Source organism: Ligilactobacillus sp. LYQ139 (genome assembly GCF_045033025.1).
GTDB lineage: Bacteria > Bacillota > Bacilli > Lactobacillales > Lactobacillaceae > Ligilactobacillus.
In genome coordinates this window covers 21,547-44,784 of sequence record NZ_JBJFZW010000007.1, presented here as the reverse complement: position 1 = coordinate 44,784, position 23,238 = coordinate 21,547, and the positions used below count along the sequence as shown (strand labels likewise).

The window sequence follows — 23,238 nt, the reverse complement described above, 5'->3', positions numbered from 1 at the left end:
AAGGAAAGAGTGCGGTGATGATGGCCTGAAGGATACACCTGTTCCCATGCCGAACACAGTAGTTAAGCTTCAGCGCGCCGAGAGTAGTTGGGGGACCGCCCCCTGTGAGGGTAGGACGTCGCCGTGCTTTTTATTCCGGCATAGCTCAGTTGGTAGAGCACCTGACTGTTAATCAGGTTGTCGACGGTTCGAGCCCGCCTGCCGGAGTGACATGTTAATGACCCGTTGGTCAAGTGGTTAAGACACCGCCCTTTCACGGCGGTAACATGGGTTCAAATCCCGTACGGGTCATGATGGAGGATTAGCTCAGCTGGGAGAGCATCTGCCCTACAAGCAGGAGGTCACAGGTTCGAGCCCTGTATCCTCCATTTGAACGGGAAGTCGTTCAATGGTATATTTAGTAACAGTATAACTTTTCTATTGTGGCTCGGTAGCTCAGTCGGTAGAGCAACGGATTGAAGCTCCGTGTGTCGGCAGTTCGATTCTGTCCCGCGCCACCATGGAGGGGTAGCGAAGTCTGGCTAAACGCGGCGGACCGTAAATCCGCTCCTTCGGGTTCGGAGGTTCGAATCCTCTCCCCTCCATATATAGGGATATAGTTTAAAGGTAGAACTACGGTCTCCAAAACCGTCGGTGTGGGTTCAATTCCTACTATCCCTGTTATATTGTTATGGCGGTAGTGGCGAAGTGGTTAACGCACCTGGTTGTGGCCCAGGCACGCGTGGGTTCGATTCCCACCTACCGCCCTTGTCACTGGGGTATGGCCAAGTGGTAAGGCAAAGGACTTTGACTCCTTCATGCACTGGTTCGAATCCAGTTACCCCAATTGTGGGGATTGGCCTGGTGACCTGTTCTTAATGGCGGTATAGCCAAGTGGTAAGGCAGAGGTCTGCAAAACCTTTATCACCGGTTCAAATCCGGTTACCGCCTTTAGTTCCTAAAGGTGCTAACTGTATCATATTTATCATGCCGGTGTGGCGGAATTGGCAGACGCGTTGGACTCAAAATCCAATGTCCGTTAGGACGTATCGGTTCGACCCCGATCACCGGTATAAATGAGGTTTTTATATCTCTCTGAAACGCTGTTAAGTCAGCGTTTTTCTTTTTATTCGTTTATATTTCAAACACATAAAACACACAGTAAACACACGGTAAACACACAGCAAACAGAAAATATGATTTCTTTGCCGAATAAAGGAGCAGTTTAGTAAATTATCATTAAGCTGCTCCGTAGTAGTCTTTATAGTGAGTGGGACACGAAAAAAGAACCTAATTGTTAATCGGTAGTTAGGATTCTACGTTGTCTTTTGTCACGTGTCTGGTATATCACATTATTATATGTGGGTTACTCTGAATGGTTAAAAATCAATGTGTATGCACAAAACGTGAACATAAACCGAAATTCTGTGTGCAGGATGTGCACGAAAAATAAAAAAAAACGGAATGAATCCATCCAACTGTTCAGAAACATTTTTGTTCATTCTAAGTGATTAAGTAAAAGAAAACGTAATAGATATCGCTTTTGGAATACGGATGGAGCGCGAAAAATTAACGGTTTTGTAAGATGATAAGTAACAATCAAGGCAATAAGTTCATATACTTGGAAAGTTGGTGATCATTTCATCAACTTTTTTATTGCCTAAATGTTTTCGATGAGTGAAATATTAAGCGAGTAAAACAGCGTTTGATTGTTAATTAGTAATTGATATTTATATTATTTGTTATTACGTATGAATTTCAAAGGCAAGAAAAGAATTCAAAAAAAGTGTTTCTCCATATATTGTATATCCAATCATTGAATGATACTATATGTTGTATAAGGAGTGATGAGAGTGAAGCGCACGATAAAATTATCGCAAGACTTTATTATGAACATTAAAGAAAATGTGCATCCTCATTGGGGTGAATTAGGATGGGTAACTTATAAGCGAACTTATGCTCGTTGGCTACCTCAAAAGCACCGAACTGAGGAATGGATCGAAACGGTGCAACGGGTAGTTGAGGGGAATATTAATTTAGATCCGCGTCTTACTAATCATCCTAGTAAACAAGTGATTAACGAGTTGACTGATGAAGCTAAACAGCTTTTTCGACTTATTTATGGACTATCCGCTACGCCATCAGGACGTAATTTGTGGATATCGGGAACGGATTATCAACAACGGACAGCGGATTCATTAAACAATTGTTGGTTTATTGCTATTCGTCCACAGAAGTATGGTGATAGTCATATCGTACCGTCATATTTACAGAAGGATCAGAGTGCAGTGTCGATGCCGTATTCGTTTATGTTCGATCAATTAATGAAGGGTGGGGGAGTTGGCTTTTCTGTAACTCATGAAAATGTTAAGCAAATTCCGGCTGTTGATTATCCCGTTCAAGTAGAATTTGTTATTGATAAAACAAGTCGTTCTTATGATGATGCGCTTGCCTGCGGTGCACGCGATCGAGATGAATGGGAGCAGCATGACCATGACGGTGATGCTTTAATCTATAAGGTCCCTGATACTCGCGAAGGCTGGGTTTTGGCAAACGCGCAGATGATTGATTTGCATTTTGTTGATACAAATCCAACCAAGCAGCAGCGGTTAATTTTAGATGTAACTGATATTCGAGCTAAAGGAACACGAATTCACGGCTTTGGAGGAACAGCCGCGGGCCCGATGCCACTAATCACAATGATTCATGACATTAATGAATTAATTAATCAACGCGTTGGGCAGCACTTAACGGCCGTTGATTGCACGGATATTGGTAATCTGATTGGAAAAGCGGTTGTTGCTGGTAACGTACGTCGTTCTGCCGAACTAGCATTGGGCTCAAATGATGATCATGATTTTATTACCATGAAACAAGATGCTGAAAAACTGAACCATCATCGCTGGGCTTCCAATAACAGTGTGGCGGTGGATTCGCATTTTATGCAATATCAAACGATTGCCGATTCAATTTTACATAACGGTGAACCGGGAGTTGTTAATTTAGAATTATCACGAAACTATGGCCGAATTGTGGATGGAAATCAATTAGGCATTGATGGGGACGTTGAAGGAACTAATCCTTGCGGTGAAGTTTCATTGGCAAACGGCGAACCATGTAATTTATTTGAGGTTTTTCCAGCAATTGCTGAAGAACAAGGATGGGAGCTCAGTGATGTTTTCCGTCTTGCAATGCGGTATACAAAGCGAATTACGTTTAGTAATTATGATTGGGAAGTTTCCCGGAAAATTATTTCAAAAAATCGGCGTGTGGGGGTATCGATGTCTGGAATTCAAGATTGGATTTTAAAACGCTTTGGGCATCGGATTGTTACGGGGTTCGAGAAGATTACCGATTCTCAAACTGGTATGAAAATTCAAAAACCGATTTATGACCCCAAAATTTGTGCAACCTTTAATCAACTTTATCAAGCGGTTGTTTCAGCAGATCAAGAGTATTCAGCCGTGTTGGGGTGTCAAGAATCGGTTAAACACACAACGGTCAAGCCTTCTGGAACAGTGGCTAAACTGGCAGGGGCTTCTGAGGGAATGCATTTCCATTATGCTGGGTATTTAATCCAGCGAATTCGGTTTCAAGATTCTGATCCGCTTTTACCAGCATTTCGGGCATGTGGTTACCGGATGGAACCAGATGTTTACACGGAGCATACGATTTGTGTCGAGTTCCCAGTGCGTGCTGCTCATGCGGATGCTCCTGAATTTGTATCTTCAGGCAATGTAACAGCGGCTGAACAATTTGCAACGCAGGCTTTTCTCCAAACTTACTGGTCGGATAATGCGGTCAGTTGTACAATTACGTTCCAGCCGAATGAAGCTGATCAGTTAGCGGGACTTTTGACGCAATATCGAAACACGATTAAGTCAACGTCATTGTTACCATACCTTGGTGGCGAATTTAAACAGGCTCCAAAACAGCCAATCACTAAGGACGTTTTTGAACAGCGAAAAGCAATGCTTCATGGTGATGTTCAAGAAGTTTTCCAAAAGCAAAACAAGCAAGATATTAAAGATTTAGAAATTGTTGGACAAAGCGACTGTGAAAGTGGCGCATGTCCGATTAAATAATTTAATTATGTAAGGGGTAATAGATTATGAATCAACTAAAAAAGTGGGTAGTATCGGTTTTAACAGTATTGATGTTGGAATTACCGATTGGTGGTTTGACAACGATAAATGCGCAAAAGACAACAGGAAAAACAGTTACAGTGACCTATGTTTTACAGCGAAATAATAAACAATTTGCACGAAAGAAAGTTCATGTTAAACAAGGAGCAGACGTTCTTACAGGGTTAAAACACGCTTGGCACGTTCGGGTGAAAAAGGGAATGGTAACAGCGATTGATGGTCGAAGTCAGAATACCGCTAAAAAGACGTATTGGATGTATAAAGTTGATGGTAAGGAAGCAACTAAGGGTGTGACCCAAGAGAAGGTTCGAAACCACGATACGGTGACCTTTAATCTTAAACGGGTTAATGAATAATGGACCATCTTAGCACGCATGAAAAGGTTTTACGAATAGCTTTAATTGGGTTGCTAAGTGCACTGTGCGTTATTTTTCGGATTATTCATCTTCCAATCCCTAATGTTCAGCCCGACACAGATTTAATTATGATGATTACATTGATGTTGGGGAATGTAACGGGAATTAGTGTTGCTGCAATTACAATAGTGCTTTCCAATGTCATTTTAGGATTTGGTATTTGGACGTTACCACAAATTGGCGCGTATATTATCTGTGTATTACTGGTTAGTGGAAGTGCTCAGATAATTCCGTTGCGCCGACATGTCGGTTGGCAAATAATTTTAGCGACATTTTTAGGGTTTGTGTATGGTTTCTTTGTGAGTTTAGGAATGATGCTAGTTGGTGGGTTTGGAATAACAGCCTTTTGGGCATATTACTTAAATGGTTTGGTATTTGATTGTTATCATGCAGGTGGTAATCTTATTCTTTATCCGTTATTGTATCGTCCTGTAGTGAACGTTTTAAAAAAGTATCGTTTTATTGAAAAAAAGGAGGAGGAATAACAATCAAGATTTATACACGCGTTGGAGACACGGGGCAAACTAAGCAAATTACAGGACAAATGATAGCGAAGGATGCACCGCAAATTGAACTTCTTGGCGCATTAGATGAATTAGAGTCGTGGTTGGGGTTATGCTGTGCAGTTTGTTCACCAGCTTGCGTAAAAATTCGCACCGAAGTTCTTCAAATTCAAAAACAGTTATACCAACTACAGGCTGATATAACAGTTAACCGGCATCATGAAATTACTGATATAACGGTAACAAAGATGGAGCATAGAATCGATCAGTTACAAACATTAGTTCCGTCAATTAAGGCGTTTATTTTACCTGGAGGTGATCAAACAGGAGCATCTCTTCAATATGCCCGAACATTAGCCCGGCGAGCAGAACGACGATTGGTGACATTGATTCGATTAACAGGACTATCTTTACCGGATGGACAACGATATCTTAATCGCCTCTCAGATTATTTATTTGTATTAGCGCGATATGCGAATGTTTTAGATGATTATCAGGATATCCGGAGCGATGATGAAATCCTAGAGCCAACCACTCATGAGTAATTATGGTTGTAGTGATAACCACAACAATGGGAGGAAAGGCATTTAATTATAATACGTGTCTTAGAAACCATTGCAGACCTTGAAAGAATAAAAAACTACCTGACATAGTCAGGTAGTTAAATTACCGCTAGCTGATTTGCTCTAAATCATATGGATCTACAAAATAGTCATGGTCCGGATGACGGTCAGCTGGGAAGCCGAGGACTTCTGGTTGGTGCTGATCAAGGTGTTTGATATTAACTAGATTAGTTTCGCACTGTGAACAAATGACGTGTAATATGTTGGTTGGCGTCACTAAGAACCAGCTGCGAGGATGAGAAATTATCCGCCGGCATAAATAACACCGTACTGGTGGACGCTCAAAGTCCTTATGGTAGTGATGGTAATCCACGTGCGCCGGGTGATCAGGATGTTCCTTTTCAGTTAATACGTGGTTATCTGGCATTGGAGCTTCGATCCTATGAGGTGGTTGCTGATTAATAGCACTGTTAATAAAAAGCATTAATGTCATTCCTTCCGTCGTATTAATTGTTGTAATTAGTATATCGAAATTGAAGGCGGTTGTGATTGATTAAATGATTTGTTAACAAAAATACTATGGAAGCTTAAAAAAGCCCCGCAATAGCGGGACTTTTCGTTAGGCTTTAAGCCAAATGTTCAAAAGAACCTTGATTTCCTCTAATGATGTGTGAGCTTCGTCAAAACGATGGAGTGTCATAGTAAATTCCTCCTTTAAGTTGATTGATTAACTTTAAAGTAACATGTTGTTGGTGAAAAATGCCGATTATGAGCAAAGTTTTAGGTGGCTGTTAGGGATTGCTTAGGGGTGTCTCACCACGAATGAATCAAAAAGAAAGAAGTGTTCATATGGATACATTACAGCACTTAAAAAACTAATTTGATAAGTTTTCCAATTTGTGTTTACAGCATTGAGGGTTAAGTGCGTACATCTCTTAATATTATTGGTGGATGTGTGTCTTATTATGCAAATCTTGTATACGTGTATAGTTCTTTCGATTAATTTATTTTACTGGTACGTTTTTGGGATGGATGGCGGTTAAAAATCAAATAATTTGTACAATATAATAATTAAATAGAGATTATAAAGTTTATAAGAAGTATGCTTATTTATTAAATTCACGGGGGTTGTAGTTTTTTAGTAGCTTTATTGGGGCAAGCATGGTATCTTACTATCACAGTCAGTTACTCATAGGTTTGAATAAGGAGGATGCCATGACAAATCAGGCGACAACCACTGCGTTGAACCAAATTATTGCCGACATCAGCCAACTAAAGGTTAACGTGCAGCAGTACCACTGGTACATGCGCGGCACCGAGTTTTTCAAACTTCATCCGCTGATGGATGATTATGCCGCTCAATTGGGGAACCAGCTTGATGAGGTGGCGGAACGGCTCATTATCATTGGTGGGGCACCATTATCAACAACTCATGAATTTACGGCGCAAACTAAGTTACCTGATAATAAAATAACGTGGGACCAAGAAACATTGTCCCAGATGATTACCGGGTTAGTCGCCCAGTTTAAGGTCTTACGGGATGATTACAAAGCGGCGATTATCGTAACAGATGATACGAACGATTTGACTACCCAGGACATGTTGAGTGAGTTTAAGGGCGAATGCGAAAAGAATATTTGGATGCTCAATGCGTACTTGGATAAGGATGTTACGGCATAAGTCATTGTTAAAATAAACGGGTGGGGTGGAAGTCCGACTGCCGTTGAATCAACATATGATTCAGGGCCAGCTTCCATCCCGCCCGTTTTTTTTGGTTTGTGTCTTACTCTTTCGGCACAGAATCAGCTTAAAGCTGAATTATTTAAATTCTAAGACATCCTGAACGGCGTACCGTTCCGAGGTGATTTCATGGGCAGCTGGATCAGGTTTTCCAACTGCAATTCCCAGTGCAGGAACGTACCGGTTGGGGTCTAGTCCAAGTGCGGCGGCTGCCTTCTTAGCATCGTAACCGCCGAGTGGATTGGCTTCATATCCGTGGGCCCGAATAGCTAAGAGCAGTTGCATGGCAGCGAGGCTACTGTCGATTAAGGCATCGGCGGTTAAAAATTGCTTGTCTGCGTGCTCGTATAATGGTAAGAATGTTTGAAGAATTTCGTTGAGCCGTTCCTTCGTAATTTGGTGTTCCGTGTACATCCTTTGCCACAGGGCCCGGTATTTCTTGAACGCATCGGTGTCCCCGAAAACCATAATCATTGCGGAACAGGAATCTAACTGGGGAAGGTTAAACTTCATGAAGAAGGACCGCAACTTGTCCTTTCCTTCAGGAGTATCAACGACCACAAAGTGCCAGGCCTGAAGATTGCAAGACGAGGGTGCGGTGATCGCTTCTTGGACCATTTGCTGAAGTTCGTCCCGGGGAATCGTCACTGACGGATCAAAGTGCCGAACAGAGTGTCGGTGGAGCATAATATCTTGAAAATCATTGTTAGTAAATTGCATGAGATAACCTCCTTAAACGTTAACCAATAAGTAACCGTTTCCGCTGATATTATAACATTTTCGCAATAACTTAATCGCAAAATATTTTTATTCCCTTTTGTTTTCTGCTCAAACTAAGTATAATAAGGGAGGCATCAGGGAGATGGAATGACCTATTAATAGGGGATGATAAAGTTGACGAGTTACTTAGCTAGTCAGGATGCCGTTAAGGGATTCCTAGATAATCCGGATATGCGGGAACAAGAAGGCGTTATGTTTGCTTATGCGATGGACGAAGCAACGTTACAACGGTTGGTGCCAGCACCATTACAAGTGATAGCGCCTGTAGTAGCCGGTTACGTTACGCATATGGGGAACCCGTCGTTTGCGCGTTCGTATGATGAAGCGGTGCTGTACACGATGGTAGCTTACCGGGATAAAATGGTTGGGGCGTACCCGTTTGGGTTATTCCTGGCCGGCCCGGGCGCAGAAATGGCGTTAGTTGCTGGACGTGAGGGGGCAAGCATTCCTAAGAAGCTTGCTGATCAGATTCAGATTAAGCACGACGATGCGGAAACTCAGGCCCAGGTCATTCGGCACGGTACTACGTTAATGGACGTTCGCATAACGCCGGGGACACCCAATGATCCCGCTCAGGCCCAGCAATTATTGGGCCCGCAGTTACAGTTAAATCATCCAAATGAAACGGTTAACTTTTTTGTGGACTATCAGTTAGAGCAGCAGAATGACGGAACGAACCGGTTCACGAATACTAGGTTGTTGGCAACCCAGACAACGAACATTACAACTGCTTTTACTCCGGGAAAATTGGCGCTAACGTTGACATCAAGTGCGGATGATCCGGTTGGGGAGCTGGCGGTGCAGCATCTAATTGGTGGGGGAACATATAAGATGGCTTCTGCTAAGATGCATAAAACAATGGTGTTAACTAAGTTGGCTGCTGATAAGGTAGCGCCGTACCTAATTACCGGGCGCTATGATCAAAGTACTTTAAGTAATAATTAGGAGGAACGAGTAATGACTATTGAAAACGTAACGATTGCTGGGGCAGGAACCTTAGGCAGCCAGATTGCATTTCAGTCTGCGCTTTGCGGACACCAGGTGCGAATTTGGAATCCGCACCCGGAGCGAGCAGAACGGCGGCTGGAAGCATTGCGGCCGTTTTATAAACGGGATGTTCACCTTACTGATGAACAGTTTGATGAAGCATTAGCCCGGATTATTTCCATCACGAACGACTGGAAACAGTCGTTTCAGGATTCTGACCTGGTAATTGAAGCCGTTCCGGAAAGTTTGAAGGTGAAGGAGGAATTTTACCATCATTTGGCGGAGGTTCTGCCACCAGCAGCGTTGATTGCTAGCAATTCATCGACGTTTGTTCCAAGTCAGTTAGTTAAGTTTGTTGACCGGCCGGAGAAGTTTTTACACTTGCACTTTGCCAACCATATCTGGCAGTTTAATACCGCTGAAATTGTTGGTAATGCGCAGACAAAACCAGAAGTGATTGATACTGCGGTGGCGTTTGCTAAGAGCATTAAGATGCTCCCAATTGTTTTGCAAAAAGAGCAGCCCGGCTACATTATGAATTCGTTATCGGTTCCGTTTTTAAACGCAGCGCTTGGCCTTTGGGTTAAGGGGGTTGCGGACCCGATTACGATTGATAAGGACTGGATGAACTCAACGGGATCGCCGATGGGACCGTTTATGGCAATGGATATGATCGGTCTCCGGACAGTGTGGGCAATTTATAATGCGCATCCGGATGATCCTGCATCTCAAACAATTGCTGCAAAGATTAAGAAAATGATCGATCAAGGGCATTATGGCATTGAGGCCGGCCAGGGTTTTTACACGTACCCGCATCCGGCGTTTGAGGACCCGAACTTTTTGAAGGGATAAAGAGCAATATGTGAATTACGGGCAGCACCTGATAAGAGGAGTTGCTCGTTTTGACTCTTTAGCGTGAACGTTATGGGTTGGTTAAGGATGAGCAAACTGTTAGTCAAAGTTTAGGGAAGGGTTACCAATAATTGGGGTTAGCAACGCGTTGGTTTATAAAGTGTTATTTATAGGCCACGGTGGATTATTATAAAATGAAGTACTTAAAAAACCTGTTGGCTTTAGTCGAGTTAACTATTACCAGCAGGATTTATTTTACGCTAATTGCTCCCAAATGTAGGGTTAATTAACGTGATAATGACTTTGTGATAAACTACGAAATTCGCGGATAAGAGGGATTAAATCAGTTGATAACTTATCTAAATCGGGTGGATTAATATCTTTTAAAAGTTGAATTAGCGTTAGGGTTGATTTTGGGAAACCCGTAAGTGCCTGGGTAGGTTCATCATTGACTAATTCAGAAATGGAAATATTCATGGCATTACATATTTTGATGATGTTTGTAATGCTAATATTATCCATTTGGCCACGCTCTAGCTTTGAGATAAAGTTAACTGATAAATTACTTAATTCTGCAAATTTTTCCTGTGTTAGTCCTTTTGTAGTACGTAGTCGTCGAATTTGCGTTCCAATATTAAAATGCTCGTACATAAATTTGCTCCTAAGTGTACTTTAATGACTTAAGAGTAAGAAAATGTTAATTATAGTAACACTTAATAAAGTAATTACCTTTCATTTTTCTGTGATTATAATCACAAATATAACGCTTAAAGCGTATTTATTTATGAAATTAACCGAATAAACGCTTAATGAGAGATCACCTTGCCGTAACCATTAAACGTTTATATGGATTATTGGGATTTTGGATACTAACTAATTGACGAAAGGTGACGTTGTCCCGAAGAGAGGCAGTGCGACATTACATATCTTTTGTTCTGTTACGTTTGAGGTGGCTGGTGGTTGTTGCTAATCACTTTAGTTCATTGACATTTGTTGGAATTATTTATTGGTTATCTGCTAGGGGCAGATCATCATCAGTGCTTCTCGTGAAGGGTTAATTCCGGTTAAGTAGCATTCCCAATAAAAATGGGTACAGGAGTTGTATGTATTAATTTGTGTCCTATTTATCTTAAATGTTGGCATCATGCTTGCTATCATCAGATATACTATTGATTATTCCAACCATTATTGATAGAATTGGGGACAATCAGTAGCTAATGGATGCACGGGCGGATTTAAAAATAATAAATAGTTGTCAGCTTTATGCGCGAAATTAGGCTGGTTAGTTGGTTTAATTTTGCGTTTTTATTTTGATGAGTGAGGTGCTTTAAATGAGTAATGGTGTGAATTCAAAGAAAGCAGATCCTCAAATCGGGGTTGCTGAGGCACTTATAATTTTATTAGTTGCATTCGGCGTTTTAGGATATCTAATTATTGGGCTCCACCTTTCACCACAGGTGCCAATTCTAGTAGCCTTAACCCTATTAATGTTTTACGGTTGGATCCGTGGCTTTTCGTGGAATACGATTATGGATGGGATTGAGACAGGAATAAAGCCGGGGATTATCCCATTAATGATTTTTTTGATGATTGGGGCGTTGATCGCATGTTGGATCTTTTCCGGAACAATTCCGACAATTATGTATTTTGGGTTTAATATTATTTCCGCTAAGTTTTTTCTGCCAACGGTTTTTATTGTTTGCTCGTTAGTGGCAATAACCTGCGGCAGCTCGTTTACTACTGTATCAACGATGGGAATTGCGTTCATTGGAATTGGAACGGTGTTAAAGATTAACCCGGGATTAACGGTTGGTGCAATCGTATCGGGGGCCTTTTTTGGTTCCAATATTTCTCCCTTGTCAGGAACGACCAACCTGGCAGCGGGAATTGGAGAGATTGACTTATATAAGCATATAAGGTCGCTGTTAGTGACTGATGGGTTAGCGTTTGTTATTACTGCATGGATCTACTTCATGTGTGGCCTGGGGACTAAGAATATTCGCTTAACCGCTGTAACACTAATAATGCACCAGATTAAAGCTCATTTTTGGGTGTCGCCATGGACGTTAATTCCAGTTGGCTTGTTACTGATTCTTGCGTGGTTAAAAGTCCCCGCAGTTCCATCATTGATTGCCGGTTCTGCAACGGGGTTAATTATTGGGTTTATTCATAATCCCAAAATATCAATCGCAACCCTTGCTAATTACGTGATGAATGGTTATGTTGCACATACCGGTGATAAAATGCTCAATGTGTTATTTTCAAAGGGCGGCATTTCTAGCATGTTATCGTCCGCCGCGTTGATTATTCTTGCACTGGCCCTGGGGGGAACGTTCATCAAGTTTAAGGTGATTGATGCGTTGATAAATGGAATTGCGCGCTTTACTGATTCAGTAGGGAAATTAGTGTTGATGACAGCGATTGGAAGTTTGATTGTGAATTACTTGATTGGGGAGCAGTACCTTTCGGTGATTTTGCCTGGGCAGGCCTTTGAAAAGTCCTACGACCGGTTGGGAATTGATCACAAATACATGACGCGGACCCTGAATGACGCGGGAGCGGCGGTCAATTCGATTGTTCCGTGGGGCGTTAGCGGGACATTTATTGTCGGGACGCTTCAGATAAGTGCACTGAAGTATATTCCGTTTGCTTTTTTCCCAATTTTAGTCCCAATTTTAGCGGTTCTTGCGGGATTCTTTACAAAGCAAAAGAAAATTTCAACAAAATAATATGGACTACTTGACAAGTTACTTGAAATATAGTTGACTATAGTCACACATACAATTAGCACGTGAAGGATGAAGTAGGGAACACTGAACGGCTCAGAGAGCTAATGGCTGCTGCGAATTAGTGCGAAGTGCGACGTGAAATTACGTTCTTTGAGAATGCGTGTTTCGTAAGCTTGCGTTAAAAGTGTGAGAGGCATAGTTATAACTATGTGAATATGGGTGGTACCACGAGAAGTTCGTCCCTGAATGATTAATATCATTCAGGGACTTTTTGTTTTAGTTGAACATGGAGGTGTTTATATGGATATTATTGAAGATTTGAAATGGCGGGGGGCCATTAACCAACAGACTGATGAAGAAGGCTTACGTCAACTTTTAAAGGATAAGAAGATATCGCTGTACTGTGGAACCGATCCGACGGGTGATAGTCTTCATATCGGGCACTTGATTCCGTTTATTGTGTTAAAGCGCTTTGAGCTTGCCGGATACCATCCATACATTTTAATTGGTGGGGGAACCGGGTCCATTGGTGACCCAAGCGGCCGGAAGACTGAACGCCAGCTGCAGACGATGGATAAAGTTCGGCATAATGTTCAGGCTCTAACCGAACAAGTTACCCGGTTGTTTGGTGGTTCGGGACATATTTCATTTGTTAACAACTACGACTGGCTATCCAAGTTAGGCCTATTAGATTTCCTACGGGATTACGGGAAAGAGTTTGGGGTTAACACGATGATTAAAAAGGATGTTGTGGCTAGCCGGCTAGAAAACGGGATTTCGTTTACCGAATTTACGTACCAGATTTTACAATCCGTTGACTTCTTGCATTTGTACAAGAATAACGACATTCAACTGCAGGTTGGTGGCGCCGACCAGTGGGGGAATATCACTGCGGGGGTTGATTTAATCCATAAAAAAGTGGGCCAAGATGCTAAGGTATTCGGATTAACGATTCCGCTGATGTTAAAGGCTGATGGAACTAAGTTTGGGAAAACCGCTGGTGGGGCTGTTTGGCTGGATGCTAAGAAGACGTCGCCGTACGAATTTTACCAGTTTTGGTTGAATCAGGATGACCGGGACGTAGTGAAATACTTGAAGTACTTTACGTTCCTCAGTCATGCTGAAATCGAAGAACTGGCCGCAAAAGTTGCGACGCACCCTGAACGGCGGGAAGCACAGCGGGCTCTTGCACGGGAAGTGACAACCTTTGTTCACGGAAAAACAGCAATGGAAGAGGCAGAAAAAATTTCGCAAATTTTCTTTGGTGGTGATATTAAGCAGCTGACTCCGGGTGAAATCGAGCAGGTCTTTGGCAAAATGCCGTCCGTTAAGGTGAGCGCTGTTAAGGCCAACATTGTGGACTGGTTAGTGCAAACGAAGATTGAACCGTCGAAGCGTCAGGCTCGAGAGGACGTTGCTAACGGTGCCATTACAATCAATGGTGACAAGGTGCGTGACGTTGACTTTGTCCTTGATCCAACGGCTGCCTTTGAGGGAAGGTGCGTCGTTGTCCGGAAGGGAAAGAAGCATTACACGTTGGCACACGTTGAATAAAGAAGTAAATTAATTTAGAATATTGCTATCAGGGACACCCGGAATGTTGGCTAGAAAGCTGTTATTCTGGGTGCTTTCTTGCCTTGATATTAAACATTACTATGAGTTTGAAATTTATGCTAAATAAGGTATAGTAGGGAGGAATAGAAATAGTTAGCCATTTCCACAATAAGGAGGAATTATTGATGAACGGATACTCGGTTGAAAACCAACAACGGGGCTTAAATAAGTTCCTGTCTAAGGTTTACTGGTACATGGCAGGAGCGGTTTTAGTTTCAGCCATTACGGCTCTCGGGACGGTAGTTTTGTTTGGTAATATGGTTGATGAATTACTTGGGCAGCACCCGGTAGTTTACTTTATTTTACTGGCGGTTCAGTTGATTATGGTAGCCAAGATGTCGTTTAGTAAGTCGCGGTCGGCGGTAATGAGTAACGCCATGTTGTTTGGTTTTGCGGCGCTGGAAGGGGTCATCTTTAGTTCGATTCTCCTTGAATTTACGACGGCAGATATTACGTTAGCCTTTGTGGCGGCAGCGGTTGACTTTGCGGTTCTGGCCCTGTATGGAACCCGGACGAAAAAGGATCTTAGTAGCTGGGGACGGCAGGCCCTTGCAGCGTTAATTGCGATTTTGATTATTTCCGTGGTGAACATCTTTCTACGGAGCTCGTTGGTTGAATTCGTAATTTCGATTGCTGGTGTTTTGATTTTTAGCATTCTTTCAATGTGGGACGCTCACCGGATTAAGCAGATTTACCTGCAGATGGGGGAAGCGGCAAATGCGGCCCCAATTGTTGTGAGTGCGGCGTTACAGCTGTACCTGGACTTCATTAATCTGTTTTTGGAATTACTGGAGATCTTTGGTTCAAGTGAGCGCAACTAATAATGGACTTAAAATAAACAGGGAGGTTGGGACATTTGGCCCAACCTCCTTTGTGCTATAAATTATTATTTTTGGCTAACTCAGCTTCAATGGCTTTGCCTACCCCGTCCTGATCGTTTGGAGCAGCAATGTGCTGTGCGAGGTGTTTAACCTCTGCGGATCCATTTTGCATGGCGTAGCTAATACCAGCCACCTTTAGCATAGAAACGTCGTTATTGTTATCGCCGATTGCCATGACGTTATCTAGCGGGATGTTGAGCATATCCGCGTACTTGCTGACGGCAATTCCCTTTTGGGCGTTAATGTGGTTCACCTCAATGTTAGAGGCAGCTGAAGAGGTAATGGCAATGTTATCGTGGGCTTCTAATAGCTCCTGTTTGAGGGGAGCGAGGACGGTTGGCCCCGCTGCAGAAAACGCTACAACCTTGAAGAACGTGGTGTGCGGGTCATCCAGGAGCTCCTGGTAATCGTCGATGTAGTTGATGTTTAATAGTTCAAGACGGGCGGAGGAGCGGATGACTGCTTCTTTAAACGGTAGCCCCGGGTGGATTCTAGTCAGCAGTTCAGCGAAGTTTTGGATTCGTTGGGTTTTATCGTCTGAAAAAACGCCTTTTTCTGTAATAACTTCAATGTATAGCCCCGCCCGGTGGAACCGCGTGATAAGCTGGTCGGCTAGCATACGTGGTAGGGGCGCAGCAAAGATTTCCCGGCCATCCTTATCAAACATGCGCCCCCCATTCATTGTGATCATCGGGCAGTTAATTTGAGCGGCCTCAAGCAGGGGTTTAATTTCAGAATATGCCCTGCCTGATGAAACAATGAAGGGAACGCCCTCACGTTGTGCCTTTTTAATTGCGGCGGCGTTGCGGGGAGAAATTACCATGTTATTGTTAAGCAGTGTTCCGTCCATATCTGAAGCAATCAATTGCACCATTATAAAAACCTCACTCATATGATAGATTCCGCTTACATTTTAGCATGAAAATGGGCGAGGTTCGGACAAAACTATGATAAACTGAAAGTGAGGTGGACGGAATGAAGACGTTAATTCACAATGACTGGCAGGACGTATTGGCGCCTGAATTTGAAAAGGACTATTACCAGCAGCTTCATGCGTTTTTGAAGGATGAGTACCAGCATCACCGGATTTATCCGGATATGTACCATATTTTTCAGGCCTTTGAGTGGACTCCGTTTTCCCAGGTAAAGGTGGTTATCCTGGGCCAGGACCCGTATCACGGTCCGCACCAAGCCCATGGGTTGAGCTTCTCGGTTCAACCCGGAGTGCCTGTTCCACCGTCCCTGCAGAATATTTATAAGGAATTGCAGGATGATCTGGGAATCACGCCGGTGAACCACGGCTACCTGAAGAAGTGGGCGGATCAGGGAGTGCTGCTGCTAAACTCAGTGCTCACCGTTCGTGATGGTCAGGCCTTTTCGCACCAGGGTCACGGCTGGGAGCAACTAACGGACGTTGCTATTCATCAGCTCTCTGAACGGCCGAAACCGGTGGTCTTTATTCTGTGGGGGCGAGCTGCCCAGAATAAAATGACGTTGATTGATCAAACCAGAAATATTGTGATTAAGTCAGCCCATCCCAGCCCGTTGTCAGCCAGCCGAGGTTTTTTCGGTTCGCGACCGTTTTCAAAGACCAACGCTGCACTGACCGCAATGGGGGAGGAGCCGATTGACTGGCAGTTGCCGGCCGATCCGACTGCAGAATAAACATAGGGGGAAATGTAAATGGATATTTTTGCAAGTTTAACCGCGAAGATTAAGGGAAAAGAACCAACGATTGTATTTCCTGAGGGGACCGAACCCCGAATCTTAACAGCAGCATTGCGTTTAGCAAACGAACAACTCGTGCGACCACTTTTGCTGGGAGATGAGCAGGCGGTGAAGACTGCTGCCGCAACGGCAGACTTGGAATGGAACGATGCGGTAACGGTGATTGATCCGCAGACGTATCCGGGAGAAAAGTACGCTGCCATGGTGCAGGCCTTCGTTGACCGGCGGAAGGGAAAGAACACGGCAGAGGAAGCCGAGAAGATGCTGCGGGATGAAAACTACTTTGGCACGATGCTGGTATATATGGGATTGGCTGACGGGCTAGTTTCCGGGGCGGTTCATCCAACCGGTGATACGGTGCGACCGGCTCTCCAGATTATTAAAACTAAGCCGGGGGTTCACCGGACAAGCGGGGCCTTTATTATGGTTCGGAATGGTGGTGAAGAACGCTATGTCTTTGCCGATTGCGCAATTAATATTAATCCAGATGCGCCGACTTTGGCTGAAATTGCCCAGGAAAGTATTAAGACAGCCCGGCTGTTTGATATCGAGCCCCGAGTAGCAATGTTGAGCTTCTCAACAAAGGGTTCAGCCAAAGCGGACGAGGTTACTAAGGTGGCGGAAGCAACCCAGTTAGCGCAAAAGCAAGCGCCTGATGAACAGATTGACGGCGAACTTCAGTTTGATGCTGCATTTGTGCCAACAGTAGCGGCGCAAAAATCACCACAATCATCAGTTGCGGGACGGGCAACAGTTTTTGTCTTTCCGGAACTTGAAGCGGGGAATATTGGTTATAAGATTGCCCAGCGATTAGGTGGTTTTGAGGCGGTTGGTCCGGTTTTACAGGGGCTGAACAAACCGGTGTCTGATTTGTCCCGGGGGTGCAATGCTGAGGATGTCTACAAGGTTACAATCATTACCGCCGCACAGGCCGTTGCGGTAGACTAGGGGGAAAAAGGACGGATGAAAATAACGGTAACAGACGCACGGCAGACAATTCGAGTAGGGGAGCAGTTAGCGCCGCTTCTTAAGCCGCAGGATGTTTTACTGCTTGATGGGGAGCTCGGCGCGGGGAAGACTACCTTTACTAAGGGCGTAGCCCAAGGATTAGGCATTCACCGGCGGGTGAAGAGCCCAACGTTTACCCTTGTACACGAATACCATGGTGGGCGGTTACCGTTATATCATATGGACGTGTACCGCTTGGAGGATGCCGCTCCAGGTGACTTAGGAATTGCGGAATACTTTGATGGTGATGGGGTTAGTGTGGTGGAATGGTCCCAGTTTATTAAGGATGAACTCCCCCCGACTTACCTGATTGTTCACTTTATTAAGGACGAGCGCAATGATTGTTTACGGAGCTTGCAATTTGAACCTCACGGTAAACGTGCAGAGGAACTTATGAATCAGTTAGCTTCACGGTTAAATAATTAAAGAAGGTTGAGACGTATGTCTCAACCTTCTTTAATTTTATCGTTCATTATTATTTATTTTGCCGGCTGGTGAGCGTTTTGCGGAAATAACGGATGGGGGGCGTAATGATGGTGATGCGTCGATGTTGTTGCAAATTGCTGCTCGTAACGCTTATGGGTTGCCATGATTGCGTCAGTCGGGATATGACCGTTAATAATGTCAAGGATAATCGTGTATGATTCACAGGCATTCAGGGCAACGCCATAGTTAAACCCCGTTACGTTTTCAAGGACAACCGTTGGGTGCCGTTGAGCGTTCATGCTAATTGCTAACTGCTGGTCCCGTTGAAACGACTTGTGAGCCAGCTTAGAATTACGATCATCCTTAAAGAACTCCCAATCAAGCCCCGCTTGCTCAGCTGCCTGATGAACAATGGCCAACGAATATGGTTGGTGGCTGATTAAGAGAAGCTGTTGAAGTGCAAAGAGAAATTTTCGCCCCCGCCGCTTCCCCTGAAAGCGGGCTGCTTCGTAATCGAGTGAAACCTGATAAACCTCGTTGGTCACTGCATGGCGAATCTGCATGTTGTCCGTTTGAAGGTGTCGCCGGCTGATAATCCCTGACACGGTATCCAATGTTACAAGGGGGTTAATCTGGAAATTAACCTTTTCAGTGGTCTGATGGATCACGGAGAGGATGTTTTGCTCAGCATCAAAGCACTGGTTCCCAAGCGGATTGATAAATAAGTAGACGTCAAGCACAGTGCACACCTCCGTTGTTAGTTAGTTGCTAGTTTCATTCTACAAGAAATGGACGGGAATTCAATGAATCTGCTTTTAGCGGTTCCTGTAATTTTAGGGTGGGTATGGTAAACTTGAGGTGGATTTTAGTGCGAAAAGGGGCGAGCGGATTGGATCCGGATGAATGGGAATCGTTTTTAACGCCGTATCACCAGGCAGTGGGGGAGTTAAAGCTTAAGTTCCGGGAACTGCGGAATCAGATGCTTGCAACGGCCAAGCACGTGCCAATTGAGTTCGTTACCGGTCGGGTAAAACCAATAGAAAGTATCAAGGAAAAAATGGTGCGCCGGCACGTAACGGTGGATCGGTTAGCAGAGGGCATGGAAGACATCGCCGGATTGCGGATTATGTGCCAGTTTGTTGAGGATATTTATCAGGTGGTTGCTCTTATTAAGCAGCGGCATGATCTAACGGTGGTCCAGGAACGGGACTATATTCAAAGCGCTAAAGCGAGCGGGTACCGTTCGTATCATGTGATTTGTATGTACCCGTTACAGTGTTATGACGGGGAGAAAAACGTACAGGTCGAAATCCAGGTGCGCACGTTAGCGATGAATTTCTGGGCAACGATTGAGCATTCGTTAAAGTATAAGTACCGGGGAAACCTCCCGGTTGAAATTAAGCAGCGACTGCAACGGGCGGCCGAAGCGGCGTTTTTACTTGATAATGAAATGTCGAGTATTCGGGAGGATATTCAAGAAGCCCAGCATGTGTTTGAACACCGGCAAGACAGGAGGTAAGTCGTGAAGATTGGAATTTATGCAAATTCGGGGCGGGCGTCCCGCACAGTTGCGGCGGAACTCCGGCAAAAGTTTGCTGAACGGCGCTTTGAATTAGACGACAAGCATCCCGACGTCGTGATTAGCATTGGGGGCGACGGAACGTTGCTGTCTGCATTTCATCATTATGATAACCAGTTGGCGACTGTTCGGTTTATCGGGGTGCATACCGGCCACCTGGGTTTTTATACCGACTGGCGGAGTGATGAGCTCGATGACTTGGTGATTAGTTTGCAAAACGAAAACCAGCAAGCGGTGAGTTACCCGTTACTAGATATGCGGGTGAAATTTGTCGGCGACTCGCATCCGCATGACTACTTGGCGTTAAATGAAGCGACGATCCGTCGTTTAACTGCCACGATGATGACGGACGTGTATGTCGGAGGTGAATTTTTTGAGCGCTTCCGAGGAGATGGATTATGTGTGTCGACGCCAACTGGCTCTACGGGATATAATAAATCGCTAGGTGGTGCCATTGTCCACCCTAATCTGGATGTTTTACAGATGTCCGAAATTAGCTCGATTAATAACCGCGTTTTCCGGACGCTCAGTGCGCCAATGATCATTGCTCCCAATGATTGGATTACGCTGATTCCTTCAAAGGAAGGGGCGGTTATTATGACCGTTGATTCGGATTATTATCACGATCAGCAGATTGAACGGATGCGGTTCCGAATTGCTAAGCAGCGAATTTACTTTGCTAAATCCCGGCATACGCGCTTCTGGCAGCGAGTTCAGGATTCATTTATTGGGTCAGACTATGAAGATTAAGTGGCAAGTTGATGCGCCGGAGCGGAAGTTACGCACGTTTTTGCGCCAACAAGGAGTTTCCCGACGGCTACTAGCCCATGTCCGCAATGCGGGCGGGGCTTTGGTGGTTAACGGGGATAATGGGCGGCTGATTGATCGCGTTGTGCCGGGGGATCAGGTTACATTGGTATTACCGCCAGAAGAAAACCGGAAGACGCCGGTAATTCCGTCGTATGTGCCGGTGGACGTTCTTTATGAGGATGATGATTTTCTGGTGGTAAATAAACCACCGTTTGTGGCTGCGATTCCGTCGCCGTTGCACCGGGATGATTCCCTAGTTAGCCGGGTGACGGGGTACTACCGGATTCGTCACTACGATGATATTATCCCACACCTCGTAACCCGGTTGGATCGCGATACATCAGGTGCAGTTTTATTTGCTAAGCACCGTTATGCCCACGCATTAATTGACCAGGAATTACAAGCCGGGCGGATTCATAAGGAATACTGCGCGGTTATTGGAACGCCAATCTGGTGGCACCACCGGATAATTACCGCACCGATTGGTCGGCAACCCGGAAGTACAATGAAGCGGATGGTTCGGAACGATGGTAAGCGGGCGGTGACTGAAGTACAAGTTGAGCACCGGTTTATCCGGGCAACTCAGTTGAAGGTTCGGTTATGGACGGGCCGGACGCATCAAATCAGGGTGCACTGTGCTACGCTTGGTTATCCGTTAATTGGTGATGAAATGTACGGCGGGACAATGCTTGACGGAATGGAGCGGCAGGCCCTGCATTGTCGGCGGTTGCGTTTTTGGCAAGTGAGGACGCGCCGGTGGGTTACTGTTACGGCGCCGGTTCCGGAGGATATGCGCCGGCTATTACGATTGAAATGAAAAAGTAGTGTCGTGTAGGTAATTATTAATGGCAGATGCGGGAGAAAAGCCCGCGCATCAATCCCCAGGGGTTATTACCTTACTTTTCAGTGATAAACGGGATAATTTGTTGGGTACCGTACTGTTTAATTTGTGCTAAAAGAATTTGGGCGCACGCTACGCAGTCGTCCAGGGCATTGTGGTGGTGTTCTAGGGGAACGTGGAGTGCCGCACTAACCGTGTTGAGTTTGTGATTGGTGAGGGTGGGCATTAGTTGCCGGCTCGTTTTAACCGTATCAATTGCGAGAAAGTGTGGGGAAGTAATCCCGTAGTGTGCGAGGGTGTGTTGCAAAACGCTGCAGTCAAACGGGGCGTTATGGGCAACAATAATTTGTTCGGGGCCAAATAAAGCAGCAATGTGGGGCCAAAGCTCGGCAAAGGTGGGTGCATCGGCAACATCGGCGGCTGTAAGTCCGTGGATTTGGGTATTACGGACAGCAAACGACATCTGGGGATTAATTAATGAATAGAACCGGTCAGTAATAACGTTGTTTCTAACAACCGTTAGGGCTAACGAACATGCGCTTGCCCGTTTAGCGTTGGCTGTTTCAAAGTCGATGGCGGTAAAGTCCATGAAAAGTCCCTCCTTTAAGCTGTTTTTTATTTTACCTCAATTAAACTTCGAGTGCGCGGTTTCGGTGAAAAATGGTAGAATGGAGTCATGAATTTTGACAGAGGAGGCGGACGACGATGCTTGATCAAGTAGCGGTAACGGCCATTGTAACTAACCAGTTACGGGGAATCGAGGCACATCAAGACGAGCCACTTTCCCATTTTACTAATACCCGGACTGGGGGGCCGGCCGACTGGATTCTTTTTCCAAAGACGCCGTCAGAGGCCCGCAAGGTTGTGATGACAGCACACGAAAGTGATATTCCGCTCACTGTTTTGGGGAATGCCAGCAACCTTATTGTCAGTGATAATGGAATTCGGGGAATTGTATTAATTCTAACGAAGATGAATGAAGTGGTTGTCCGGGGAAATCGGGTGATTGCGCAGGCTGGGGCAACCATGATTGCGACAACGGAAGCGGCGTACCATGCTGGGCTAACGGGATTGGAGTTTGCTTCGGGAATTCCGGGGAGTGTCGGCGGCGCCGTCTTTATGAATGCTGGCGCATACGGCGGTGAAATGAAGATGGTTGTGGAACAGGTAACAGCTCTTACCCGGACTGGTGCACTCCGGGTGTATTCGAATCGACGGATGGATTTCGGGTACCGGCATAGTCGGGTTCAGGATGCAGATGAGATTGTCTTAGATGCTACCTTTACGTTAACGAGTGGTGAATCAGAGGAAATTCGGGCCAAACGAGATCACCTTAACTTTTTGCGGGCAGCTAAGCAGCCCTTGGAGTACCCGTCGTGTGGGAGTGTTTTTAAGCGTCCGGAAGGCCATTATACCGGGAAGTTAGTGCACGATGCCGGGTTGCAGGGCTACCGTGTGGGGGGCGCTGAGGTCTCAACCAAACACGCGGGATTTATCGTGAACGTTGGTAATGCAACGGCTGCTGATTACGTGGCAGTGATTCGCCATGTTCAGCAGGTAGTTAAGGAAAAGTTTGACGTGGAGCTTGAGACGGAAGTTAGAATTATCGGGGATTAAAGAAAAGTGCGGAGTTGCCGCATATAAAATAAGCAGGTCT

At 44.8% G+C, this 23,238-nt stretch carries 23 protein-coding genes, 10 tRNA genes and 1 rRNA gene; 28 read left to right on the top strand and 6 right to left on the bottom strand.

What is annotated here, in order from left to right:
* The first annotated feature begins 10 nt into the window (after positions 1–10).
* The 15 genes from rrf (at position 11) to ACI3E1_RS06860 (ending at position 5,588) form a co-directional block, all read left to right on the top strand.
* Positions 11–127: ribosomal RNA gene (rrf, locus tag ACI3E1_RS06930) — 5S ribosomal RNA — on the top strand.
* A gap of 7 nt (positions 128–134) precedes the next feature.
* A tRNA-Asn gene (locus ACI3E1_RS06925) sits at positions 135–207 on the top strand.
* 12 nt (positions 208–219) lie between these two features.
* Positions 220–291 (top strand) — tRNA-Glu (locus tag ACI3E1_RS06920).
* Positions 292–295: 4 nt separating this feature from the next.
* A tRNA-Val gene (locus ACI3E1_RS06915) sits at positions 296–368 on the top strand.
* 56 nt (positions 369–424) lie between these two features.
* Positions 425–500: transfer RNA gene (locus ACI3E1_RS06910), tRNA-Phe, on the top strand.
* Position 501: 1 nt separating this feature from the next.
* Positions 502–584, top strand: a tRNA-Tyr gene (locus tag ACI3E1_RS06905).
* Positions 585–589: 5 nt separating this feature from the next.
* A tRNA-Trp gene (locus ACI3E1_RS06900) sits at positions 590–660 on the top strand.
* Between the two features lie 13 nt (positions 661–673).
* Positions 674–746: transfer RNA gene (locus ACI3E1_RS06895), tRNA-His, on the top strand.
* A gap of 8 nt (positions 747–754) precedes the next feature.
* Positions 755–826 (top strand) — tRNA-Gln (locus ACI3E1_RS06890).
* Positions 827–859: 33 nt separating this feature from the next.
* Positions 860–930 (top strand) — tRNA-Cys (locus ACI3E1_RS06885).
* A 38-nt stretch (positions 931–968) separates the two neighbouring features.
* Positions 969–1,052, top strand: a tRNA-Leu gene (locus ACI3E1_RS06880).
* Between the two features lie 780 nt (positions 1,053–1,832).
* Positions 1,833–4,064, top strand: a complete 2,232-nt coding sequence (nrdJ, locus tag ACI3E1_RS06875) for a ribonucleoside-triphosphate reductase, adenosylcobalamin-dependent (RefSeq protein WP_405024923.1) — start codon at positions 1,833–1,835, stop codon at positions 4,062–4,064.
* A gap of 26 nt (positions 4,065–4,090) precedes the next feature.
* Positions 4,091–4,480, top strand: a complete 390-nt coding sequence (locus tag ACI3E1_RS06870) for a DUF4430 domain-containing protein (RefSeq protein ID WP_405024922.1) — start codon at positions 4,091–4,093, stop codon at positions 4,478–4,480.
* Entirely contained in the window at positions 4,480–5,025 is a 546-nt protein-coding gene (locus ACI3E1_RS06865) for an ECF transporter S component (RefSeq protein WP_405024921.1), read from the top strand. The genes ACI3E1_RS06870 and ACI3E1_RS06865 overlap by 1 nt, the downstream gene beginning before the upstream one ends.
* The gene (locus tag ACI3E1_RS06860) at positions 5,022–5,588 is read left to right on the top strand and encodes a cob(I)yrinic acid a,c-diamide adenosyltransferase (RefSeq protein WP_405024925.1); all 567 of its coding nucleotides are present in this window, start codon (positions 5,022–5,024) and stop codon (positions 5,586–5,588) included. The genes ACI3E1_RS06865 and ACI3E1_RS06860 overlap by 4 nt, the downstream gene beginning before the upstream one ends.
* A 127-nt stretch (positions 5,589–5,715) precedes the next feature.
* Here ACI3E1_RS06860 and ACI3E1_RS06855 read toward each other — a convergent pair whose 3' ends face one another.
* Complete coding sequence (locus tag ACI3E1_RS06855; RefSeq protein ID WP_405024920.1) at positions 5,716–6,033, bottom strand: hypothetical protein; 318 nt, start codon at positions 6,031–6,033, stop codon at positions 5,716–5,718.
* Between the two features lie 788 nt (positions 6,034–6,821).
* Here ACI3E1_RS06855 and ACI3E1_RS06850 point away from each other — a divergent pair.
* Positions 6,822–7,286, top strand: a complete 465-nt coding sequence (locus ACI3E1_RS06850) for a DNA starvation/stationary phase protection protein (RefSeq protein WP_405024919.1) — start codon at positions 6,822–6,824, stop codon at positions 7,284–7,286.
* Between the two features lie 138 nt (positions 7,287–7,424).
* Here the strand turns inward: ACI3E1_RS06850 and ACI3E1_RS06845 are convergent, their stop codons facing one another.
* Positions 7,425–8,066, bottom strand: coding sequence for a nitroreductase family protein (locus tag ACI3E1_RS06845; RefSeq protein WP_405024918.1), 642 nt, complete (start codon positions 8,064–8,066; stop codon positions 7,425–7,427).
* Positions 8,067–8,240: 174 nt separating this feature from the next.
* Here ACI3E1_RS06845 and ACI3E1_RS06840 point away from each other — a divergent pair, with 174 nt between their 5' ends.
* Complete coding sequence (locus ACI3E1_RS06840) at positions 8,241–9,071, top strand: acetoacetate decarboxylase family protein (RefSeq protein ID WP_405024917.1); 831 nt, start codon at positions 8,241–8,243, stop codon at positions 9,069–9,071.
* Between the two features lie 12 nt (positions 9,072–9,083).
* Complete coding sequence (locus ACI3E1_RS06835) at positions 9,084–9,965, top strand: 3-hydroxyacyl-CoA dehydrogenase (protein ID WP_405024916.1); 882 nt, start codon at positions 9,084–9,086, stop codon at positions 9,963–9,965.
* A gap of 282 nt (positions 9,966–10,247) precedes the next feature.
* Here the strand turns inward: ACI3E1_RS06835 and ACI3E1_RS06830 are convergent, their stop codons facing one another.
* Positions 10,248–10,616 carry a helix-turn-helix domain-containing protein gene (locus ACI3E1_RS06830; protein WP_405024915.1) on the bottom strand — a complete coding sequence of 123 codons (369 nt, stop codon included), beginning with the start codon at positions 10,614–10,616 and terminating at the stop codon, positions 10,248–10,250.
* A gap of 680 nt (positions 10,617–11,296) precedes the next feature.
* Between ACI3E1_RS06830 and ACI3E1_RS06825 the strand changes: the two genes are divergently transcribed.
* The 3 genes from ACI3E1_RS06825 (at position 11,297) to ACI3E1_RS06815 (ending at position 15,129) form a co-directional block, all read left to right on the top strand.
* A complete protein-coding gene (locus ACI3E1_RS06825) occupies positions 11,297–12,694 on the top strand; it encodes a Na+/H+ antiporter NhaC family protein (RefSeq protein ID WP_405024914.1) in 1,398 nt (465 codons plus the stop codon).
* 300 nt (positions 12,695–12,994) lie between these two features.
* Entirely contained in the window at positions 12,995–14,248 is a 1,254-nt protein-coding gene (gene tyrS / locus ACI3E1_RS06820; RefSeq protein ID WP_405024913.1) for a tyrosine--tRNA ligase, read from the top strand.
* Positions 14,249–14,433: 185 nt separating this feature from the next.
* Positions 14,434–15,129, top strand: a complete 696-nt coding sequence (locus ACI3E1_RS06815; protein ID WP_405024912.1) for a Bax inhibitor-1/YccA family protein — start codon at positions 14,434–14,436, stop codon at positions 15,127–15,129.
* A 55-nt stretch (positions 15,130–15,184) separates the two neighbouring features.
* On the opposite strand, the gene ACI3E1_RS06810 is transcribed toward ACI3E1_RS06815, so the two are convergent.
* Positions 15,185–16,063 (bottom strand): Cof-type HAD-IIB family hydrolase, encoded by an 879-nt coding sequence (locus tag ACI3E1_RS06810; RefSeq protein ID WP_405024911.1) that lies wholly within the window; start codon positions 16,061–16,063, stop codon positions 15,185–15,187.
* 101 nt (positions 16,064–16,164) lie between these two features.
* Here ACI3E1_RS06810 and ACI3E1_RS06805 point away from each other — a divergent pair, with 101 nt between their 5' ends.
* Genes ACI3E1_RS06805 through tsaE form a run of 3 tightly spaced genes read left to right on the top strand, consistent with a single transcriptional unit; the run spans position 16,165 to position 18,351 of the window.
* Complete coding sequence (locus ACI3E1_RS06805) at positions 16,165–16,854, top strand: uracil-DNA glycosylase (protein ID WP_405024910.1); 690 nt, start codon at positions 16,165–16,167, stop codon at positions 16,852–16,854.
* 18 nt (positions 16,855–16,872) lie between these two features.
* Positions 16,873–17,865, top strand: coding sequence for a phosphate acetyltransferase (pta, locus tag ACI3E1_RS06800; RefSeq protein ID WP_405024909.1), 993 nt, complete (start codon positions 16,873–16,875; stop codon positions 17,863–17,865).
* Positions 17,866–17,880: 15 nt separating this feature from the next.
* Positions 17,881–18,351: a tRNA (adenosine(37)-N6)-threonylcarbamoyltransferase complex ATPase subunit type 1 TsaE gene (tsaE, locus tag ACI3E1_RS06795; protein WP_405024908.1), complete on the top strand. Its 471-nt coding sequence runs from the start codon at positions 17,881–17,883 to the stop codon at positions 18,349–18,351.
* A gap of 53 nt (positions 18,352–18,404) precedes the next feature.
* Here the strand turns inward: tsaE and ACI3E1_RS06790 are convergent, their stop codons facing one another.
* Complete coding sequence (locus ACI3E1_RS06790) at positions 18,405–19,091, bottom strand: DsbA family protein (protein ID WP_405024907.1); 687 nt, start codon at positions 19,089–19,091, stop codon at positions 18,405–18,407.
* Positions 19,092–19,219: 128 nt separating this feature from the next.
* Between ACI3E1_RS06790 and ACI3E1_RS06785 the strand changes: the two genes are divergently transcribed.
* Genes ACI3E1_RS06785 through ACI3E1_RS06775 form a run of 3 tightly spaced genes read left to right on the top strand, consistent with a single transcriptional unit; the run spans position 19,220 to position 21,557 of the window.
* Complete coding sequence (locus ACI3E1_RS06785; RefSeq protein ID WP_405024906.1) at positions 19,220–19,870, top strand: GTP pyrophosphokinase family protein; 651 nt, start codon at positions 19,220–19,222, stop codon at positions 19,868–19,870.
* A gap of 3 nt (positions 19,871–19,873) precedes the next feature.
* Positions 19,874–20,680, top strand: a complete 807-nt coding sequence (locus ACI3E1_RS06780; RefSeq protein ID WP_405024905.1) for an NAD kinase — start codon at positions 19,874–19,876, stop codon at positions 20,678–20,680.
* Complete coding sequence (locus tag ACI3E1_RS06775) at positions 20,670–21,557, top strand: RluA family pseudouridine synthase (RefSeq protein WP_405024904.1); 888 nt, start codon at positions 20,670–20,672, stop codon at positions 21,555–21,557. The genes ACI3E1_RS06780 and ACI3E1_RS06775 overlap by 11 nt, the downstream gene beginning before the upstream one ends.
* A gap of 79 nt (positions 21,558–21,636) precedes the next feature.
* On the opposite strand, the gene ACI3E1_RS06770 is transcribed toward ACI3E1_RS06775, so the two are convergent.
* Positions 21,637–22,170 (bottom strand): 3'-5' exonuclease, encoded by a 534-nt coding sequence (locus ACI3E1_RS06770; RefSeq protein WP_405024903.1) that lies wholly within the window; start codon positions 22,168–22,170, stop codon positions 21,637–21,639.
* A 116-nt stretch (positions 22,171–22,286) separates the two neighbouring features.
* Here ACI3E1_RS06770 and murB point away from each other — a divergent pair, with 116 nt between their 5' ends.
* Positions 22,287–23,198, top strand: coding sequence for a UDP-N-acetylmuramate dehydrogenase (murB, locus tag ACI3E1_RS06765; RefSeq protein ID WP_405024902.1), 912 nt, complete (start codon positions 22,287–22,289; stop codon positions 23,196–23,198).
* Positions 23,199–23,238: the final 40 nt, after the last annotated feature.

Bases quoted from the DNA above. Each gene is read 5' to 3' on its own strand.
- ACI3E1_RS06870 (WP_405024922.1), top strand. From the start codon at position 4,091: ATGAATCAACTAAAAAAGTGGGTAGTATCGGTTTTAACAGTATTGATG.
- ACI3E1_RS06865 (WP_405024921.1), top strand. From the start codon at position 4,480: ATGGACCATCTTAGCACGCATGAAAAGGTTTTACGAATAGCTTTAATT.
- ACI3E1_RS06855 (WP_405024920.1), bottom strand. From the start codon at position 6,033: ATGCCAGATAACCACGTATTAACTGAAAAGGAACATCCTGATCACCCG.
- ACI3E1_RS06850 (WP_405024919.1), top strand. From the start codon at position 6,822: ATGACAAATCAGGCGACAACCACTGCGTTGAACCAAATTATTGCCGAC.
- ACI3E1_RS06845 (WP_405024918.1), bottom strand. From the start codon at position 8,066: ATGCAATTTACTAACAATGATTTTCAAGATATTATGCTCCACCGACAC.
- ACI3E1_RS06835 (WP_405024916.1), top strand. From the start codon at position 9,084: ATGACTATTGAAAACGTAACGATTGCTGGGGCAGGAACCTTAGGCAGC.
- ACI3E1_RS06830 (WP_405024915.1), bottom strand. From the start codon at position 10,616: ATGTACGAGCATTTTAATATTGGAACGCAAATTCGACGACTACGTACT.
- ACI3E1_RS06825 (WP_405024914.1), top strand. From the start codon at position 11,297: ATGAGTAATGGTGTGAATTCAAAGAAAGCAGATCCTCAAATCGGGGTT.
- tyrS (WP_405024913.1), top strand. From the start codon at position 12,995: ATGGATATTATTGAAGATTTGAAATGGCGGGGGGCCATTAACCAACAG.
- ACI3E1_RS06815 (WP_405024912.1), top strand. From the start codon at position 14,434: ATGAACGGATACTCGGTTGAAAACCAACAACGGGGCTTAAATAAGTTC.
- ACI3E1_RS06810 (WP_405024911.1), bottom strand. From the start codon at position 16,063: ATGGTGCAATTGATTGCTTCAGATATGGACGGAACACTGCTTAACAAT.
- ACI3E1_RS06805 (WP_405024910.1), top strand. From the start codon at position 16,165: ATGAAGACGTTAATTCACAATGACTGGCAGGACGTATTGGCGCCTGAA.
- pta (WP_405024909.1), top strand. From the start codon at position 16,873: ATGGATATTTTTGCAAGTTTAACCGCGAAGATTAAGGGAAAAGAACCA.
- tsaE (WP_405024908.1), top strand. From the start codon at position 17,881: ATGAAAATAACGGTAACAGACGCACGGCAGACAATTCGAGTAGGGGAG.
- ACI3E1_RS06775 (WP_405024904.1), top strand. From the start codon at position 20,670: ATGAAGATTAAGTGGCAAGTTGATGCGCCGGAGCGGAAGTTACGCACG.
- ACI3E1_RS06770 (WP_405024903.1), bottom strand. From the start codon at position 22,170: ATGGACTTTACCGCCATCGACTTTGAAACAGCCAACGCTAAACGGGCA.
- murB (WP_405024902.1), top strand. From the start codon at position 22,287: ATGCTTGATCAAGTAGCGGTAACGGCCATTGTAACTAACCAGTTACGG.